The following is a 16,609-nucleotide window of genomic DNA, read 5'->3' on the forward strand; positions in this document are numbered from 1 at the left end:
GTAACTCCACCTATCCTTCGTGATCCTCCAGCGTACAAATGGCACTTGGCCGCTTTATTCTTAAAACAACCGATTCAAAGACGCGGAAGAGGTAGTTCATATTATCACGGTCTAGAAACGCCGTATCAAAGTCTTCCGCTACGGCCAAATCAAGATTGTGCTGCCCAGTAGCTACTACAACACCAGATTTGCCTTTTATCATTGGGGATTGGAATACGCCATCTGTTACTAGCTCACGAACATGCTCGACTTCCAGTACGTGTGTCCCTTGATGCACACGGTGAATCAGAGCATATAATTCCGGCGATAAAACTAGGGCGTAAGGTCCGACATGTCCCATCTGCTGGAGCTTATTAATGCATTCGACAATATCGCTAAAGGCTTGACCCGATTTCATCCAGTCGCTCAAAATGTGGGTGAGCCGTCCTTGGACATTCATGAGGCCAGGGAGGTCAAACTCCTTAAACCCGTTAAAAATAAGATCATCTTCAAGACGGGCGCATTGGAAAGCGGCATTCGCTGCCGGACTCATATCAATGGGCATGCCTAAGGTTTTGGCTTGCTCTACGTCTCTCCAATACAAGACGAAATCTTTGTAAAGCATCGGAATGGAAAGGTTCACCCGCCGGGTGGGCTGGGACATCTCCAGCGTCTCGCCACGCAAGCTGATTCCGCCGCCTTGCGGTTCATCAAAGATATCATTGCTTACGCTCTGCAGCCCTTCTCCCAGCGGTCCATAGAGGTCAATAAAACGACGCCCGATTAATTGTCTTCTTGCCGCATCGATGACCGTTTGATCCATTCGTCCCCATTCCTGCGGGCTCAATGGGGAGTCAGGGTACCTCATACTTTTATCCATATCTATTCCTCCTTATTATCTGATAGATCTCAAGCTTCCTACGCTGAGTCCTTTGCGTGTTGGGATTGTGGGCACCGCGCTTACTGCTGGCTCAGGATGATGGCCGTGATGATCGTGGTCGTGATCATGATCATGATCATGAGCGCCCGATGCGACCTGATGCTGATCTGAAGTTCTAAGCTGGCTGGCTTGAGGAAGGTATGCTTCATTGATTCGGGCAAGAATATCCTTCACGGCAAGGTAATCGGCTCGAGTCTCTTCCTGCATCGGACGTATGACGGACGATCGTTCTTCATCTTGAAATTCAAAAAGTGACAGCTCTAAGTGCTCCAGAAAATTATGAAGTCCAAACTTCTCAAGATTAATATCCTGCAAAAGCATAATAAATCCGGGATCGGCTCCACCTGTTTCATCTGCCCTGTCTAGATAAGAAGCCAATTTGGGCAGAAATTCACCAAGCCTCTCTAGCCGCTGCTCCTCTTCCTCGAAGATATGATGAAAATAAAGCCGTTCATGTTCATCTTGGGAATTGGCAATCACAGGAGAAAGAATGTCCATAAAAACTCGAATACTGCCTTCTGTACGGGTAAAAATCTCATAAAGATGGGATAAGTCCTGACGCATAGAAAAATAAAACCCCCCTATACCACATCAATCTACTACTCTACTAATCCATGTTAACCAGTTGAAATCAAATTTAAACCAGATTTATGGTAAAATGTTCCTAACAAATTGAAAGGAAGGAGTTTGAGGGTATATGGATAGAAAGTACATATTGTCTCTCGACCAAGGAACGACGAGCTCCCGAGCCATATTATTTGATCATTCCGGTGCCATCATTGGGATCGCTCAAAAGGAATTTACACAAATTTATCCGAAGCCAGGCTGGGTTGAGCACAACGCGGAGGAAATTTGGGAAACTCAGTTGGCTGTTTTGAAAGCGGTATTAATTGAAAATCGAGTTCTGCCCGACCAGATTGCAGCCATTGGGATCACCAATCAGCGGGAAACTACAGTCGTTTGGGATAAAGAAACGGGAAAACCCATTTACCATGCCATCGTGTGGCAAAGCAGACAGTCCATGGACATTTGCAATCAGCTAAAAGACCAAGGGCACGAACCGCTTATCCGAGAAAAAACAGGATTGCTGATTGATGCTTATTTTTCCGGAACTAAAGTGAGATGGATGTTAGATCATGTAGAAGGGGCACGGGAAAAAGCAGAAAAAGGCGACCTCCTCTTTGGCACGATCGACACCTGGCTGATCTGGAAGCTGACCGATGGGGCAGTCCATGTGACCGATTACTCTAATGCCTCAAGAACCTTACTGTTTAATATCCACACGCTAGCATGGGATGATGAGCTTTTGGCTCTAATGGATATTCCTAAGACGATCCTTCCTAGCGTTCGACCATCGAGTGAATGCTATGGATATACGGCTAAAACACTGTTTGAAACAGTTATCCCCATAGCTGGGATTGCTGGGGATCAGCAGGCGGCCCTGTTCGGTCAAGCGTGCTTTCGCCAAGGAATGGCCAAAAATACGTATGGCACTGGTTGTTTTATGCTTATGAATACGGGAGAGAAAGCCGTTCAATCAGGGAATGGGCTGCTTACTACCATAGCATGGGGGATTGGGGGCAAAGTGGAATATGCGCTGGAAGGAAGTATATTTGTTGCAGGCGCTGCGATTCAGTGGCTCCGCGATGGGTTGAAGATGATCAGTAAAGCAGCGGACTCGGAACATCATGCGCTCGCAGTGGATGGGACAGACGGTGTGTATTTTGTCCCAGCCTTCGTAGGGTTAGGTGCCCCTTATTGGAGCATGGAAGCGCGGGGAGCCATTTTTGGCTTAACCAGGGGAACGACAAATGACCACTTGATTAGGGCGGCCTTAGAATCTTTAGCTTATCAAACGAGGGATGTGCTCGAAGCGATGGAGGCGGACTCTGGTATTCAACTGAAGAAGCTTGCAGTAGACGGGGGGGCTGTACAAAATAATTTCCTTATGCAATTTCAGGCAGATATTCTAGGTACGAGTGTCGAGCGCCCAAGGGTTAATGAAACCACGGCATTAGGTGCAGCCTATTTAGCTGGCTTAGCGGTAGGCTATTGGGCCAGTCAAGAGGAGATCCGGCAAAATAAAGTCATTGAGCGGACATTTACGCCTTACATGCAGAAGCAGCGGCGCGATCAGCTTTATGATGGGTGGAAGCGGGCTGTTCAAGCCACAATAGGATATAAGGCATAACTGAGGCAGAAAATTGCCTCTATTTTTTTGGGCAGGTACAAGTTATAATATATGAACAAATGCTCATATATTACATAATATAATGCGGGGTGAAAGATTATAATGGAAAAAAGCCAACATCATTTCTTGCCACAAGAGACGATTGAGGATGTAGCCCTTACTTTTAAGGCGCTCTCAGATCCTACGCGCATAAAAATATTGCATCTGCTGTCCCAGGAAGAGTGCTCTGTGGGCCACATCGCGGAAATGTTGAATATGACTCAGTCCGGGGTATCCCATCAGCTTTCCTTTTTGAGAAATTTACGGTTAGTCAAGTACAGGAGAGAGGGTCAAACCTTTTATTACGCCATTGACGACGAACACGTCATCACGATTTTAAATCAAATGATTCATCATATCACGCACGAATAGAGGGGATCAGGATGCATCACCACCATCATGGTCATGGCCACCATCATCACCATGGTCACGACCACGACTACCATCATCATCACGACCATACAAGGGAAGGAAATAAGAAGGGCCTTACCATTGCCCTGTTGATTACCACGAGCATTATGCTGCTGGAGTTTTTTGGAGGGTTACTTACGAACAGCCTTGCGCTCCTCTCTGATTCCGGGCATATGCTAAGCGATGCCAGCTCCTTAGCGTTAAGCTTATTCGCTATTTGGTTTGCCACAAGACCCGCTTCGCCAAACAAAACCTATGGTTTTTACCGTTTTGAGATCTTGGCAGCCCTATTTAACGGGGTCACCTTGTTTATTATTGCCGGTTTTATTGTTTGGGAAGCCTATCATCGCTTTCTGGAACCGCCAGTTGTAGCTAGCGGAATGATGATGGCGATAGCGGCAGTCGGTTTATTGGCCAACCTTCTGAGTGCCTGGGCCCTGATGCGCAAGGGGGACGTCAAACATAATGTCAACCTTAGAAGTGCTTACCTTCATGTCTTGGGCGATGCGCTCGGTTCCGTTGGAGCTATTTTAGCTGGACTCGTGATGTACATCTTCAGCTGGTATTTGGCTGATCCTATTATCAGCGTTATAGTTTCACTGTTAATCCTGCGAGGAGCATGGGGAGTGATCAGGCACACTGTCCATATCTTAATGGAAGGAACGCCCATTACCATCGATCAAGAAGAAGTCAAACAAACTTTAGAAAAAATTGATGGGGTAAAGGACGTCCACGATTTGCATATCTGGACAATCACCTCTGGATTAGACTCCTTAAGCTGCCATTTGCTCATTGATGACGATAAGGACAGCCAGGTTATTCTGCAGCAAGCTATCAATAAGATTGAAGAAAAGTTTAAAATTCTGCATACAACCATCCAAGTTGAGAAATCTGAGCTTCAGCATGCAGAGATGAAAGTATAGGAATGGAAGGCTCCTATGTAACGAGGGGCCTTTTTTGCTTTGGTTCCCTATCGCTATTTTTTTCGAAAGCTGTTATGCTATATCATGGAGGATGATCGTATGTCAATATCAATAGTTATGGTACTAGTCATATTAATGTGCATCGGCATGATCGGTTTAGCAGTTTGGTATATCAACAGTGGCTATTCCTATAAGCATACGGTGGACGAGTTACCCGATGAAGATAAAAAAGAGAAACAAGAATAATTTTGAAATCATTGTGAATTCAAATGTGACAAAACACAAAACTTTGGTATACCAAATACCATTGCTTGCTGCCCGTTTTCGTAATAGAATAAGATCAAGAAGATCATATCCCATGAACGGAGGCGCATGAGCATGCTAAAGTATTTCTTTGGTCCTAAAGCGCAAATATTATCTCAAAAGAAATTCGCTCGCTTAGCTAAAACATTAAAGTGGAAGTTTTAAAAATATTCCCCTTCAGGCTGTTTAAAGGCTGGAGGGGATTTTCATTTTCTGGGGTACAATCTTTTGGGGTTGTTAGTGTATAATGGAAGTGTTTGGGAATTTAACTAATTTGGCTAAGGAGACTGGGATATGAACGTAAAAATTTCAACAGAACCGATTTCTTCCATAGCGACGGATTGTTTAATTGTAACGTATTGTGAAGGACAAGATAATGTTAAGGGGTATACAAAAACCGTGGACGAAGCCCTTGAGCACCGGATCTCCCAGCTTATAGCGGAAAATGAAATTAAGGGAAAGTTTGGCGAACTGACGGTCTTACATAATTGGGGCAAGATTCCGGCAAGGCGTACCCTTGTTTTAGGATTGGGCAAAGAAACAAAGGTGACAGTCGAGAAAGTTCGAGATGCCATTGGGATTGCAGCTAGACATGCAAAACAAAAAGGGTTTAGGAATATTACCTTTGGAATTTCCCATTATTATGTGGAAAAAAAGCTATGGAACCCCGTCGATATCATTCAAGGGGTAGTCGAAGGGGCCGTCCTGGGTACGTATCAATTCAAGGGGTATAAGAAAAAAGAAGAGCAGGAGCAAGGCATCCCTGATTTGGTCTTGGTGGTAGACCAAGGGCTTAGGCAAGAAGCAATCCAGGCAGGGATAGAGCGGGCGGAAGCAGCTTCTTATGCGACCAATTTGGCCCGCGACCTCGTTAATGAACCCGGCAACAAGGTTACACCGGCCGTATTGGCAGAGCGGGCAAAACAAATCGCTCATTATCGTAATATTGATATAACGATCCTACATAAGAAAGATTTGGAAGAATTGGGTATGGGGGCTCTGCTTGGGGTTGGACAAGCGAGTGCCAATGAGCCGAAAATGATTGTCATGAAGTATATGGGAGCAGCCGATAGCAAAGATGTCATTGGCCTAGTTGGTAAAGGTATTACATTTGACACGGGGGGCATTCAAGTCAAGCCGGATGAAGGCATGGGTGAAATGAAGACCGATATGGCCGGCGCTGCAGCGGTTATCGCCACAATGGATGCGGTTGGGGCTCTCCGTCCCCATGTCAATATCATTGCGGTGATCCCTACTTGCGAAAATATGATTGCAGGGAATAATTTGAAGCCAGGAGACGTGATTTCCTCCTTTGGCGGTAAAACAATAGAAATTATTCATACGGATGCCGAAGGGCGATTAATCCTTGCCGATGGTGTAGCTTACGCTAAGCACCTGGGGGCAACGAAACTGGTAGATGTGGCTACGCTTACAGGGGCGGTCATAACCGCTTTGGGGTACGCCGCTACAGGGTTAGTCACGAACGATGAGCAATGGGCCAATGATGTAAAGGAGGCCGCTCGAATTGCAGGGGAAAAGGTCTGGGAGCTGCCAAATTTTGAAGAGTATCAAGAGTACATTGACAGTGACATTGCTGATATCAAAAATGATGCAGGAAGACCTGCTGGATGTATACAGGGCGCTATTTTCATCGGAGCTTTTGCGGGCGAAACGCCATGGGTGCATTTGGATATTGCAGGCACAGCTACAACGAAGAAGGATAAGGGACACCATCCGGCAGGGGCTACGGGAGTTGCAGTCAGGACACTGCTACAGCTCGCCATTCGCTACCACGCTAAGTAGAAAAGGAGTGGGAAAGGCTAAATATCGTTGAAGTAAGCGGTTTCTTGGCTGAAAATTAGCCTTTACAATCATTTATAGCAAGAGTATCATTATTTCCAACAAAGTTAAAGAGATGTCTTGATCGCTGAATCCTTTTATAGGAGCGGGGGAACCATTTGTTGTGGCAGTGTTTTTTGATGTTGTCACGTGGGGTGAATCTCAAATTATTGAGTAGGGTAACTTCCATACCCGAATCCGTCAGCTAACCTCGCAAGCGTTCGGAGAGAGGCACTGATATCGTGAAGATAGGGGCAGTCTTTTTGCTGTGCCTTAGAAGCCACGAGAAGAAGCCTTCTTCTCGTGGCTTTTTTGTATGACAAACCTTGTGAAAACAATGGGGGAGGCTTTCTGATGAATGAAGTAATGAGAAGGCAGCTTCAGGATCATTTAGGACAGCAAATTGAGATCTTGACTAAAACCAATGGCAAGATTCGCGGTGTTCTAAGCTGGCTGAGCCCTGATAGTTGTATGGCAGAAGTTACACTGAATAATGGCGAAATCAATACGGTAACGGATGTTCAAATCAAAAGCATTCGTAAGCTGTAAGGAGCTGCTAGCCATGGAGGTCATTAAACCAAAGGCTTTACAAGCTGGGGATACCATCGGAGTTATTGCTCCTTCTAGCCCTGTGCCGCTGGAGAAAATTGAAAAATCGTTAAATATCTTTAAAGAGTTTGGCTATAAAGTGAAGCTAGGTAAAACCGTTGGGCAGGAATACGGATATTTAGCCGGGAATGACGCACTGCGAGCGAGCGATGTTAACCAAATGTTTGCTGATCCGGAAGTGGATGCCATTATCTGTCTGCGGGGCGGATATGGAACTCCAAGAATATTAGAGTCATTGAACTATGACCTGATAAAAAATCACCCAAAAGCTTTTGTAGGCTACAGCGATATTACAGCCTTACATTCAGCTATCCACCGACATACCGGTTTAGTCACCTTCCATGGGCCGATGATCGCAGAGCTTGCGGATGACCCCCACGCTACGACATGGCCTACTCTTTTCAACCATCTGTCAGGTTTGCAAGCAGGGCATCGTTATCCGAAAGATATGCTGCAATACTCTATAGTCGAAGGCGTTGCAGAGGGGAGACTTGTTGGGGGGAACCTTTGCCTTCTTGTTGCTACATTAGGGACGGCTTTCGAAGTCGATACCAAGGACAAAATCTTGTTTATCGAGGATATAGGGGAAGAGCCCTATTCCATTGACCGAATGTTGACCCAGTTGAAGCTGGCTGGGAAGCTGCAACAAGCGAAAGGGTTGTTATTTACCGATTTTAGTGAAGCGGAGCCTAAACCGGATAAACCGACCTTAACCTTGGAACAAGTGCTTCACGACCTGATTAGGCCCCTTGGGATCCCATCATATTATGGTCTGAAGTCAGGCCATTGCCAGCCTAACTTGACCTTGCCTATTGGGGTGAAGGCAAGGATCAATGCAACGGAAGGATGGCTGGAGTTCCTCGAGGAAGGGGTAGAAACCCATGTATAAAATATTGCTAGCTACCGACGGCTAAGAATACGCGAGCAGGGCGGTGGAACAAACCCTTTTTTTCGCGGGAGGCTTATCGGATGTACAGGTGACCATCATTCATGTGAGTACCACCGTACCGCCGCGAAGCAAGCTGTTGGAGGCCCATTTTAATGTGATGTCCGTATTGGAAGATCAGGCTCACGAAGCTTTGAAGGAAACGGAAGCCCGCTTTAAGGAACAGGGGATCGACTATCAGTTAGAAGTCGCTTGGGGGGACCCTGCTCTGGAGATCGTCAGCTTTGCCGCCCGGCAAGCATGTGACATGATTATTATGGGAAGCCGAGGATTAGGCCGGATAACGGAAGTCATCATGGGCAGCGTTAGCCAAAGGGTACTGCATGAAGCGAAGTGTCCAGTACTGATTGTAAAATAGGAAATAGACGTTGTCTAGAAAATGACCCATACGGGTCATTTTTTCGTGTCAGCAAATAGGGTACGATAGAAGAAAACGATGCAATTATAGATAGGGGTCTTTAGATATGTTTAAAATCTTGCTGGGGATTCTACTTATACCAGGAATTCTTATTGGCTGCAGCCAGGCTCCGCAAGAACCGGAAATACCGGAAGCTCCGGTTCCGATAACGGTGGAATTTAAAGTCGAGCCTGAGCTGATTAAAGCCGGAGAGATTGCAAGCCTTCAGGTTCTTGTGAAGCAAGGAGAAGAGCTGGTGGAGGATGCTCAAGAAGTAGAATTTGAGATATGGAAAGAGGGCCAAGAGCAGCACGATATTGTGGAGGCTGAAAATCAAGGAAAAGGGATTTATTCCTTTATGGAAAGATTCCATGAAGCGGGCACTTATCATGTGATGTATCATGTAACCGCAAGGGACATGCATGATATGAAGCCCATGGAGGTGGTTGTAGCGGGGGAGGAGCAGAGCTTGGAACATCCGGCTCATGAAGACTCATCTGCACAGCATGCGCAAGATCACCATCATGCAGATGTCGACATTCACTATGTCCCTGATAAGGAAGCTAAAGTGAACCAGTCTCAGGTTTTTCTTGCTCAAATTCTGAAAGATGGGAAACCTTTAGAGGGGGCAGTGGTTCGATTCGAATATTGGAGAGAGGACGATTCAAAACATATCTTTACGGATGCATATGAAGGGAAGTCTGGAGAGTATGCAGCGGAAGTTGCGTTAGCGGAGGCTGGCAATTATCGAGTGGTTACCCATGTAGAAAAAGGCGACATTCATGAGCATGCGGAAAACAGGTTAACTGTTCGGTAATATGCTTTAAGGCACCGAGGCTGATTGTTCAGTTAGGTGTCTTTTTTTAAGGAAATATCATGTATGATAGTAAAAAAGAATAGGAATAGGATGAAGGCCCTTACCACAGCAAGGAATAGATGACTGTTAGTTAATCAACTAATTAAAGAATACCCAACTTCAAAGAGTTTAGCCAAGGGGGAATCTAGATATGGAGCTATGGGAGGCAATAAAGGGTAGGCGTTCGATCGGTAAAATGAAAGCACAGGTCCCGCCACGAGAATCCATTGAAAAATTGCTTGAAGCAGCAAATTGGGCTCCCAGCCATTATCGCACCGAGCCATGGAAGTTTTTTGTTTTGACTGGAGCAGCCCGGGAACGTCTAGGAGAGGCAATGGCTGCTATTGTAAGGGATACGCTAACTGAGCCTGAATCAGACGAATCAGCGGCAAGGCTGCAAAAAGAGAAGAATAAACCGCTTCGCTCACCCGTTGTGATTGCCGTCGCCACCCAATCATCTGAGGATGCAAGAGTGGTTGAAATCGAGCAAATCGAGGCGGTTGCCTGCGCTGTGCAAAACATGATGCTGGTTGCCCACGAAATGGGGCTTGGAACGATTTGGCGAACTGGCGGAATTACCTATGAACCAAGGCTTAAGGAATTTTTTGAATTAAAGCCGGACGAACATTTACTTGGTTTTATTTATGTAGGATACCCCGATCAGGTCGTAAAACCGGGGATACGAAAGCCTGTTGCCGAAAAGACCATTTGGATGGAGAGCTGATAAGAGAAGAAAAGGCTGATCCCGATAGTCGGTTTTTACCGATCTTTCGGGACAGCCTTTTTTTTATTGCTAATTCAATAGAACTTTTCTTATTCTGTTCTTTTTGCCATCCGTTCCTGTGGCCGAGGAGCTGTTTGGCCATTGGGCTTAAGCGGAGAGTGGGCGGCTTTGGCCTTTGGATCCTCAATCTCGCGGTCACCAGGGAAATTTCCGTCTTTATTGCGTACCATTCGTTATCCCTCCTTTTACTTTCTTCCCTCTATAAAATTCCCGGATTGAATAGGTTTATCCATTGACCGGTATTCCGCCGTTCGGATGGAGCATTTGCCCGGTCATGTAGGAGGAGTCCTCGGAAGCTAAGAAGACGTAGCTGGGAGCCACTTCGACGGGCTGACCTGCTCTCTTCATCGTCGTATCCGTACCGAATTTAGCGACTTCCTGCTCCGTAAAAGTAGAAGGGATCAAGGGAGTCCAAATAGGGCCGGGGGCTACACCGTTTACCCGAATCCCTTGATTAGCCAGCTGCAGGGCTAGGGAACGAGTAAAGGCAACCACGGCCCCTTTAGTGGCTGAATAATCTAGCAGCTGTTCATTTCCTTTATAGGCGGTTACGGATGCCGTGTTAATGATGGCACTTCCTTGCTTGAGGTGAGGAAGTGCAGCCTTGGTAAAATGAAAAAAGGAAAAGATATTGGTCCGAAAGGTTCGTTCTAATTGATCGGTGGCAATATCTAAGATGTTTTTTTGAGGATGCTGCTCAGCTGCATTATTTACGAGAATATCCAGTCGTCCGAACTCTTGGACCGTCTGCTTCACCACTTGGCTGCAAAAGCTCTCATCGCCAATATCTCCAGCAAATAGCAGACAACGCTTGCCTTGGCTTTCCACATGTTGTTTGGTTTCCTCTGCATCCCCCGTCTCATTCAGGTAGACGATGGCGAGATCTGCACCTTCCTGGGCATAGGCATAAGCGACCGCGCGGCCGATGCCGCTGTCGCCACCCGTTATAATGGCCACTTTGTTTTGCAGTTTCCCTCCGCTGTTGGTTGAAGGGTTAATGGAGATGGGGCGGGGATTCATTTCTGCCTCGATTCCAGGCTGCTGATTTTGATGTTGGGGAGGGAATCCTGATTTTTGATTTTGATTCATGATGAGTTAAGTCTCCTTTTTATAATTATGTCCTGGAGTAGGATTCCCATATTTTTGTACTGCAATGACTTTATATGAAAAAGAAAAACCCCCGTGAAGTTAAGGGGGATTTCCATGAAGAAATATTATTTTCCTAAAACGGCGTCTTTTAAGGTCAGAAGCTTGGCCACCACTTGATCAATATACTGCTGTTCTACACCGAACTCTTGCAAGCTTTCAACCAAATGACCGGCTACGGCGCCAAAGTGGGCTTCCTGCAGGTTCATCCCCTCATGGGCGCGTTCCATGCTTTTTCCGCTATATTGATTCGGACCGCCGACTGCCCAACTAATAAATAATGTTTGATGACGGCGTTGTTTTTCCATATCCGTGTCTGTGAAAAAATGGCTGATGGTTTCATCAGCGAGAACCTTCACGTAAAAATGATCAACGACCTTAGCGATTCCTTCTTGTCCACCTAATAGCTCATATAGTGTTTGGGTTTCCTGCATGATTTTCCCTCCTAATATGGTTTCTACGTTAAATATATGGTTAAGCTTGTTTGATTTCAGTGATATATATCACTGAATCAATGATATTCTGTAAAAAGATTTTGGTTGTAAGAAATGCAGGTCTTCTTCGTCTAAATAAATAGATAACAACCCCAGGGCTTCAAGGATGCCAACTCATTGGGGGGAGGTATAAACATGGATGAGTTTGAACGATTGTTCCAAGAGAATTTCCATTCGATCTATCACTATGTCTATTACATGGTAGGCAATAAGACAGATGCGGAGGATATTACACAAGAGGTTTTTATGAAGGTGGCTTCTTCTTACCACCAATTTCGCGGAGAAAGCTCGATCTCAACCTGGATCTACACCATTGCGAGAAGGACAGTCATAGATTTCACAAGACAAAAAAAGACAAAGAAATTCATGACATTCTGGAAAAATCACATTCCGGAAGACTATGAAGCGGCAGATGATTTCGACTTGCCTGAAGAGGTCTTGCAAAAAAAGGAGCAAAAAGACTCCATTTACAAAATGCTGATGTATTTGCCCGAGAAGATGAGATCGGTCATCTATCTCCGATTTATTAAGGGTCTTTCCGTTCAAGAGACGGCGCTGTATTTGGATGTATCGCCTAATCAAGTGAGTGTTACGCAGAATCGGGCGCTGGCAAAACTAAGAACACTGGTAAGCAAGGAAAATGGGGTGAAGGAGGAAATCCAATGAGACAAGAATCTGAAGAAAAGAAGATCATTGAATCGCTGCAGCAGTATACGTCTCCTGAGCCCGATCCTGCCTTTGAAGCTCGCCTAAAAGCTAAATTTCTGCAAGAGGCAAGAGAGGTTAAAAGAAAGCGTAAATTTTTTCGGGGTGTAGCCTGGTCAGGGACTGTAGCTGCGACACTGCTCGTAGGCGCATTAGCTTCTCAAGGCAACCTTATAGGTTGGATAAACAACCAAGTCAATCAGCAGGAAAACCCGGATCCATCTCAGGCTCTTCGTCCACCGGTTACGATGCCTTCCGATCAGTGGGAACCGATCGATACAAATCAGCTGGAATTGATGGACTCGGATTATCTCGGTAACCATAAGCTAGCCTTGTTTACGACGCCGGATAAAACAAAGCTTTATGCTGTAATCGAAGGCAGGGGAGTGCTCCTCTATGAAACAAAGGATACCCAGATTATGTCGGCTAGAAGCTATCCGTTTCCGAACCAGCAGGGCCAGTTTTATGTCTGGTTTATTGAGGATAAGGAGCTCGTAAAGGACAAAAAAGTGAAAAGAACAGACCACTTCTATCTTTTAAAACAGGATGGAACGTTCAACGAAATCCAGGACGTTCCTCAACCAGGCTATAATACCAGCCATACGTTGGAATGGTCGCCATCTGGGAACACGGCTTATCTCGCTATGGAAAGTAACGAAGAGTGGATCGTTGGACAGCTGGACGAACAAACCTTCAAACCTTTATATGGCCAAATTACCCGTGAATCGACTGAAGTGAACCTGGAGATGCCTGAACAAAGCATGAACTGGGAGGTAGCATGGGTGAATGATGAAGAGCTGTTGGTTTATAATCCTGGTTCTCTCTCGTTCTACGGCGTCAATCCGCAGAATCAATCCGCCTGGGAATACAAGGTGGGACTTCCAGAGTTTCCGAAGGGCCAGTACGTAAAGAAAATTACGGTTCCCGTAGGAAAAGAGCCACGGGTAGCCATTGTTAGCGTGGGAGCCCGGATCATGGACGTATCGTTCCACGGGACGGAAAGGCTGCATGCTTTTCATCTGGACCGAGGAGAATTCCTGCCCATTGATAATCTGGCCGTTCTTTCGAAGGGGCGGTTCTATGACCAGTACCATTTCAGAGGAATAAAAGAAGGGGAGGAGCAGCTCATCGGCTCTGTTTTTACCGCAGACCAAAAGAGCTTTGGCTTGCGATTTGGGCTGTATGATTTGCAAAATAATCAATATAGCGCCGTCTATGAAAAGACCTTCAATGAACCGATCGCTTTGGACAGCGAAGCCAAGCTTTCTTCGGATGGAAAATGGGCTGCGTTTCGCGTACACAGCTTTCCGCCTGATGCAGCAGGCAAGATGTACCTATGTGTCGTTGATTTAGAATCCGGCCAGGAAGTGATGGCACCGATTGAACGTGAGTTTATTTCAAGCTACGAATTCCAGCAAGATGGGACGCTGAAGGTCGATGATCAGATTATTCCTCTTAAAAAATAATAAATGGCTGTATCTGATGCTGGCTATGACGCTGGCAGCGGCTGCTTATCTGGGGTGGACCAGCTGGAAAATCGTGTCCACCTGGAAATCAGCCCAGGGCATAAAAAGCGACTGTGCGATTGTTCTAGGAGCGGCGGTTTGGGATGGACGTCCGAGTCCCGCGATGAGGGAACGGCTGGATGTGGCATTAGGCTTATATCAGAAGGGAATGACAGATCGGATTATAGTTTCCGGCGGGATCGGTCAAGGAGAGGTTTCCGAGGCGCAAGTGATGAGGGACTATCTCGTCCAGAAAGGGGTTCCAGGGGAAGCCATATGGCTTGAAGACCGTTCAACCAGCACGTGGGAGAATCTAGTATTCAGTCAAAAGATTATGAGCGATCAGGGGCTGCATTCCGCAATTGTGGTAACCCATGGATTCCATACGTATCGTGCCTTGAAAATGGCTGGCGATCTAGGCTTATCAGTAACGGCTGAACCGGTCACGGTAACTCCCTTAAACGTGGTGTATTATACGATTCGGGAATGCTTGGCCCTTGCTGCCTATTCGATAAATATAGATAAAGAATTGGATGATCTTACACGCTAGACTTCTCCCGTATTTGGATGTACAATGAATGGTTGTATATCACTTAAATTTATTTTCTCACTCAAGGGAGATTCATATGGATAAAACTCATGAAAAAATGCTAACGGAGATTGACCGCAGACGTACCTTTGCGATCATTTCCCACCCTGATGCAGGGAAAACAACTCTTACGGAAAAGCTCCTCCTATTTGGGGGAGCCATTCGCTTGGCAGGTGCGGTGAAAGGGCGCAAATCGCAAAAAACAGCAACATCCGACTGGATGGAAATTGAAAAGCAAAGAGGAATCTCGGTTACTTCCAGTGCGATGCAATTTACCTATAAGGATATCAAGGTCAACATCCTGGATACGCCTGGTCACCAAGATTTCAGTGAAGACACCTATCGGACCCTCACGGCGGCGGACTGCGCCGTCATGCTGATCGATGCGGCAAAAGGGGTAGAGGCGCAAACCAAAAAGCTTTTTGCCGTCTGCCGTATGCGAGGCATTCCTATCTTTACTTTTGTTAATAAGATGGACCGGGAAGGACGAGAGCCTCTCGATTTGTTAGAAGAGCTAGAAGAGGTTTTAGGCATCCGTTCTTGTCCGATGAACTGGCCGATTGGCATGGGACAGGACTTTAAGGGAATCTATGACCGCAATGAAAATGAAGTGGTTCTTTATCGACATGGCCATTACTATGAAAAAGATGAAGTAGAAGTAGTTGACGGGAACAAGGAGGCCTTAATCAGCCTTCTAGGGGAGTCACTCTATGAAAAAGTAATGGAGGATATCGAGCTGCTTGACGTAGCGGGAGATCCTTTTGACATGGAACGGATTCAAAAAGGGGAGCTGACGCCTGTTTATTTCGGCAGTGCGATTAATAACTTCGGGGTCCAAACCTTCTTGGACCATTTCTTGACGCTCGCTCCGCCTCCTGGACCGCGGAAAAGCGAAAAAGGGCAAGTCGAGCCTAACCGTCCCCAGTTCTCTGGCTATGTGTTCAAGATCCAGGCTAATATGAACCCGGCGCACCGCGATCGCATTGCTTTTTTGCGGATTTGTTCGGGGCATTTCGAAAGAGGTATGCCTGTCCAGCATGTGCGTACGGGAAAAACGATCAAGCTATCGCAGCCTCAGCAATTTTTCGCCCAAGAAAGAGAAATCATTGAGGAAGCCTACCCAGGAGATATTATTGGTTTGTACGATCCAGGCCTATTCCAAATCGGAGATACCTTATGCGAAGGGGAGACTTTTACGTTTGATGAGATGCCTCACTTTGCTCCTGAGCATTTTTCCAAGGTAACCGTGAAGGACGCGATGAAGTACAAGCAATTCCATAAAGGGGTCGACCAGTTAACGGAAGAAGGCGCGATCCAGATATTTAGAACGCATGGAACAGGAATCGATGAGATGATTCTTGGCGTTGTCGGCGTCCTCCAGTATGAAGTATTTGAGCATCGGATGAAGGCGGAGTATGGGGTGGATATCCAGCTGCACCGCTTGGGCTATGAGCTAGCCCGTTGGTTGGATGGGCCGAAGGACCTGGTCACTAAATTTGTGAACGGAAGCAATGTGATCGTTTTGGATAAACAAGATCGTTTCGTAGCTCTGTTCCAGAACGAGTTCGGACTTCGCTGGGCGCAAGAAAAGTATCCGGATATCCGATTTGTGGATAGCCCAACGAAGCTGTAGGGAATAGTGGGCACACTGGGGTCGGGCGGTAACAGGAGATTTTCCGTAAGCGGACTTTTTCCTGTTAAGACCCATTATCTCATGGTTTTGGCCATTTTTTAAAGAATAGTCGGATTTTCTCCTGTTATAGCATTGATTCTTATTTCGAATTCTCAAATAACCGGACTTTCTCCGGTTATTTTTTACTTTATACGACGAATTAAAGTCAGACCTCTTATTCATTTGATAAGTTTTTTTATAAAAAAAACGAAACTTCTTCCTTTGATAATTCGTATTAATACATAAAAGTAAATATTAGAATTTAATATTCTTCATTTATA

18 protein-coding genes, 1 pseudogene and 1 riboswitch are annotated in these 16,609 nt (G+C 45.9%); of the genes and pseudogenes, 14 read left to right on the plus strand and 5 right to left on the minus strand.

The features are described from left to right. Nucleotides 1-10: 10 nt before the first annotated feature. Nucleotides 11-859, minus strand: a complete 849-nt coding sequence (locus ABLT31_RS15820) for a family 1 encapsulin nanocompartment shell protein (RefSeq protein ID WP_367753249.1) — start codon at nt 857-859, stop codon at nt 11-13. 15 nt (nt 860-874) lie between these two features. Then, nucleotides 875-1,483 carry an IMEF encapsulin system ferritin-like cargo protein gene (locus ABLT31_RS15825; protein ID WP_367753251.1) on the minus strand — a complete coding sequence of 203 codons (609 nt, stop codon included), beginning with the start codon at nt 1,481-1,483 and terminating at the stop codon, nt 875-877. 133 nt (nt 1,484-1,616) lie between these two features. Between ABLT31_RS15825 and glpK the strand changes: the two genes are divergently transcribed. The 10 genes and pseudogenes from glpK to ABLT31_RS15875 all read left to right on the plus strand — a co-directional run bounded on the left by glpK (nt 1,617) and on the right by ABLT31_RS15875 (nt 10,157). Next, nucleotides 1,617-3,110: a glycerol kinase GlpK gene (gene glpK / locus ABLT31_RS15830; RefSeq protein WP_367753253.1), complete on the plus strand. Its 1,494-nt coding sequence runs from the start codon at nt 1,617-1,619 to the stop codon at nt 3,108-3,110. Between the two features lie 102 nt (nt 3,111-3,212). Beyond that, entirely contained in the window at nt 3,213-3,521 is a 309-nt protein-coding gene (locus ABLT31_RS15835; protein WP_367753255.1) for an ArsR/SmtB family transcription factor, read from the plus strand. 11 nt (nt 3,522-3,532) lie between these two features. Next, entirely contained in the window at nt 3,533-4,483 is a 951-nt protein-coding gene (locus tag ABLT31_RS15840) for a cation diffusion facilitator family transporter (RefSeq protein ID WP_367753257.1), read from the plus strand. 99 nt (nt 4,484-4,582) lie between these two features. Further along, a complete protein-coding gene (gene ytzI / locus ABLT31_RS15845) occupies nt 4,583-4,729 on the plus strand; it encodes a YtzI protein (RefSeq protein ID WP_367753259.1) in 147 nt (48 codons plus the stop codon). A 351-nt stretch (nt 4,730-5,080) separates the two neighbouring features. Then, on the plus strand, nt 5,081-6,589 hold the full coding sequence (locus ABLT31_RS15850; RefSeq protein WP_367753261.1) for a leucyl aminopeptidase: 1,509 nt from the start codon (nt 5,081-5,083) through the stop codon (nt 6,587-6,589). Nucleotides 6,590-6,701: 112 nt separating this feature from the next. Then, nucleotides 6,702-6,861: riboswitch (cyclic di-AMP (ydaO/yuaA leader) on the plus strand. Nucleotides 6,862-6,979: 118 nt separating this feature from the next. Next, nucleotides 6,980-7,174, plus strand: a complete 195-nt coding sequence (locus tag ABLT31_RS15855) for a hypothetical protein (RefSeq protein ID WP_367753263.1) — start codon at nt 6,980-6,982, stop codon at nt 7,172-7,174. Further along, on the plus strand, nt 7,143-8,123 hold the full coding sequence (locus tag ABLT31_RS15860; protein WP_367753265.1) for a S66 peptidase family protein: 981 nt from the start codon (nt 7,143-7,145) through the stop codon (nt 8,121-8,123). Before ABLT31_RS15855 ends, ABLT31_RS15860 begins: the two co-directional genes overlap by 32 nt. A 40-nt stretch (nt 8,124-8,163) precedes the next feature. Next, a pseudogene (locus ABLT31_RS15865) lies at nt 8,164-8,538 on the plus strand (universal stress protein); the annotation flags it as partial. A gap of 106 nt (nt 8,539-8,644) precedes the next feature. Continuing rightward, nucleotides 8,645-9,394: a FixH family protein gene (locus tag ABLT31_RS15870; RefSeq protein WP_367753267.1), complete on the plus strand. Its 750-nt coding sequence runs from the start codon at nt 8,645-8,647 to the stop codon at nt 9,392-9,394. 190 nt (nt 9,395-9,584) lie between these two features. Beyond that, a complete protein-coding gene (locus ABLT31_RS15875) occupies nt 9,585-10,157 on the plus strand; it encodes a nitroreductase family protein (RefSeq protein WP_367753269.1) in 573 nt (190 codons plus the stop codon). Nucleotides 10,158-10,246: 89 nt separating this feature from the next. On the opposite strand, the gene sspK is transcribed toward ABLT31_RS15875, so the two are convergent. The 3 genes from sspK to ABLT31_RS15890 all read right to left on the minus strand — a co-directional run bounded on the left by sspK (nt 10,247) and on the right by ABLT31_RS15890 (nt 11,797). Further along, nucleotides 10,247-10,387, minus strand: coding sequence for a small acid-soluble spore protein K (gene sspK, locus ABLT31_RS15880; protein WP_367753271.1), 141 nt, complete (start codon nt 10,385-10,387; stop codon nt 10,247-10,249). Between the two features lie 55 nt (nt 10,388-10,442). Continuing rightward, on the minus strand, nt 10,443-11,306 hold the full coding sequence (locus tag ABLT31_RS15885) for an SDR family oxidoreductase (RefSeq protein ID WP_367753273.1): 864 nt from the start codon (nt 11,304-11,306) through the stop codon (nt 10,443-10,445). Nucleotides 11,307-11,431: 125 nt separating this feature from the next. Then, nucleotides 11,432-11,797, minus strand: a complete 366-nt coding sequence (locus tag ABLT31_RS15890) for a group I truncated hemoglobin (protein WP_367753275.1) — start codon at nt 11,795-11,797, stop codon at nt 11,432-11,434. A 195-nt stretch (nt 11,798-11,992) separates the two neighbouring features. On the opposite strand from ABLT31_RS15890, the gene ABLT31_RS15895 reads away from it, so the two are divergent. The 4 genes from ABLT31_RS15895 (at nt 11,993) to ABLT31_RS15910 (ending at nt 16,289) form a co-directional block, all read left to right on the plus strand. Continuing rightward, complete coding sequence (locus ABLT31_RS15895; RefSeq protein ID WP_367753277.1) at nt 11,993-12,523, plus strand: RNA polymerase sigma factor; 531 nt, start codon at nt 11,993-11,995, stop codon at nt 12,521-12,523. Then, nucleotides 12,520-14,028 carry a hypothetical protein gene (locus ABLT31_RS15900; protein ID WP_367753279.1) on the plus strand — a complete coding sequence of 503 codons (1,509 nt, stop codon included), beginning with the start codon at nt 12,520-12,522 and terminating at the stop codon, nt 14,026-14,028. The genes ABLT31_RS15895 and ABLT31_RS15900 overlap by 4 nt, the downstream gene beginning before the upstream one ends. Further along, nucleotides 14,000-14,617: a YdcF family protein gene (locus ABLT31_RS15905; RefSeq protein ID WP_367753281.1), complete on the plus strand. Its 618-nt coding sequence runs from the start codon at nt 14,000-14,002 to the stop codon at nt 14,615-14,617. The genes ABLT31_RS15900 and ABLT31_RS15905 overlap by 29 nt, the downstream gene beginning before the upstream one ends. A gap of 76 nt (nt 14,618-14,693) precedes the next feature. Further along, on the plus strand, nt 14,694-16,289 hold the full coding sequence (locus ABLT31_RS15910) for a peptide chain release factor 3 (RefSeq protein ID WP_367753283.1): 1,596 nt from the start codon (nt 14,694-14,696) through the stop codon (nt 16,287-16,289). Nucleotides 16,290-16,609: the final 320 nt, after the last annotated feature.

The sequence above is a fragment of the Ammoniphilus soli genome, from assembly GCF_040813775.1.

Excerpts from the sequence above, each read along its gene's own strand:
- ABLT31_RS15875 (WP_367753269.1), top strand. The coding sequence starts at position 9,585 with ATGGAGCTATGGGAGGCAATAAAGGGTAGGCGTTCGATCGGTAAAATG.
- ABLT31_RS15900 (WP_367753279.1), top strand. The coding sequence starts at position 12,520 with ATGAGACAAGAATCTGAAGAAAAGAAGATCATTGAATCGCTGCAGCAG.
- ABLT31_RS15895 (WP_367753277.1), top strand. The coding sequence starts at position 11,993 with ATGGATGAGTTTGAACGATTGTTCCAAGAGAATTTCCATTCGATCTAT.
- ABLT31_RS15820 (WP_367753249.1), bottom strand. The coding sequence starts at position 859 with ATGGATAAAAGTATGAGGTACCCTGACTCCCCATTGAGCCCGCAGGAA.
- ABLT31_RS15905 (WP_367753281.1), top strand. The coding sequence starts at position 14,000 with ATGATCAGATTATTCCTCTTAAAAAATAATAAATGGCTGTATCTGATG.
- ABLT31_RS15860 (WP_367753265.1), top strand. The coding sequence starts at position 7,143 with ATGTTCAAATCAAAAGCATTCGTAAGCTGTAAGGAGCTGCTAGCCATG.
- ABLT31_RS15850 (WP_367753261.1), top strand. The coding sequence starts at position 5,081 with ATGAACGTAAAAATTTCAACAGAACCGATTTCTTCCATAGCGACGGAT.
- ABLT31_RS15870 (WP_367753267.1), top strand. The coding sequence starts at position 8,645 with ATGTTTAAAATCTTGCTGGGGATTCTACTTATACCAGGAATTCTTATT.
- glpK (WP_367753253.1), top strand. The coding sequence starts at position 1,617 with ATGGATAGAAAGTACATATTGTCTCTCGACCAAGGAACGACGAGCTCC.
- ABLT31_RS15910 (WP_367753283.1), top strand. The coding sequence starts at position 14,694 with ATGGATAAAACTCATGAAAAAATGCTAACGGAGATTGACCGCAGACGT.
- ABLT31_RS15825 (WP_367753251.1), bottom strand. The coding sequence starts at position 1,483 with ATGCGTCAGGACTTATCCCATCTTTATGAGATTTTTACCCGTACAGAA.
- ABLT31_RS15835 (WP_367753255.1), top strand. The coding sequence starts at position 3,213 with ATGGAAAAAAGCCAACATCATTTCTTGCCACAAGAGACGATTGAGGAT.
- sspK (WP_367753271.1), bottom strand. The coding sequence starts at position 10,387 with ATGGTACGCAATAAAGACGGAAATTTCCCTGGTGACCGCGAGATTGAG.
- ABLT31_RS15840 (WP_367753257.1), top strand. The coding sequence starts at position 3,533 with ATGCATCACCACCATCATGGTCATGGCCACCATCATCACCATGGTCAC.
- ABLT31_RS15890 (WP_367753275.1), bottom strand. The coding sequence starts at position 11,797 with ATGCAGGAAACCCAAACACTATATGAGCTATTAGGTGGACAAGAAGGA.
- ABLT31_RS15855 (WP_367753263.1), top strand. The coding sequence starts at position 6,980 with ATGAATGAAGTAATGAGAAGGCAGCTTCAGGATCATTTAGGACAGCAA.
- ABLT31_RS15885 (WP_367753273.1), bottom strand. The coding sequence starts at position 11,306 with ATGAATCAAAATCAAAAATCAGGATTCCCTCCCCAACATCAAAATCAG.
- ytzI (WP_367753259.1), top strand. The coding sequence starts at position 4,583 with ATGTCAATATCAATAGTTATGGTACTAGTCATATTAATGTGCATCGGC.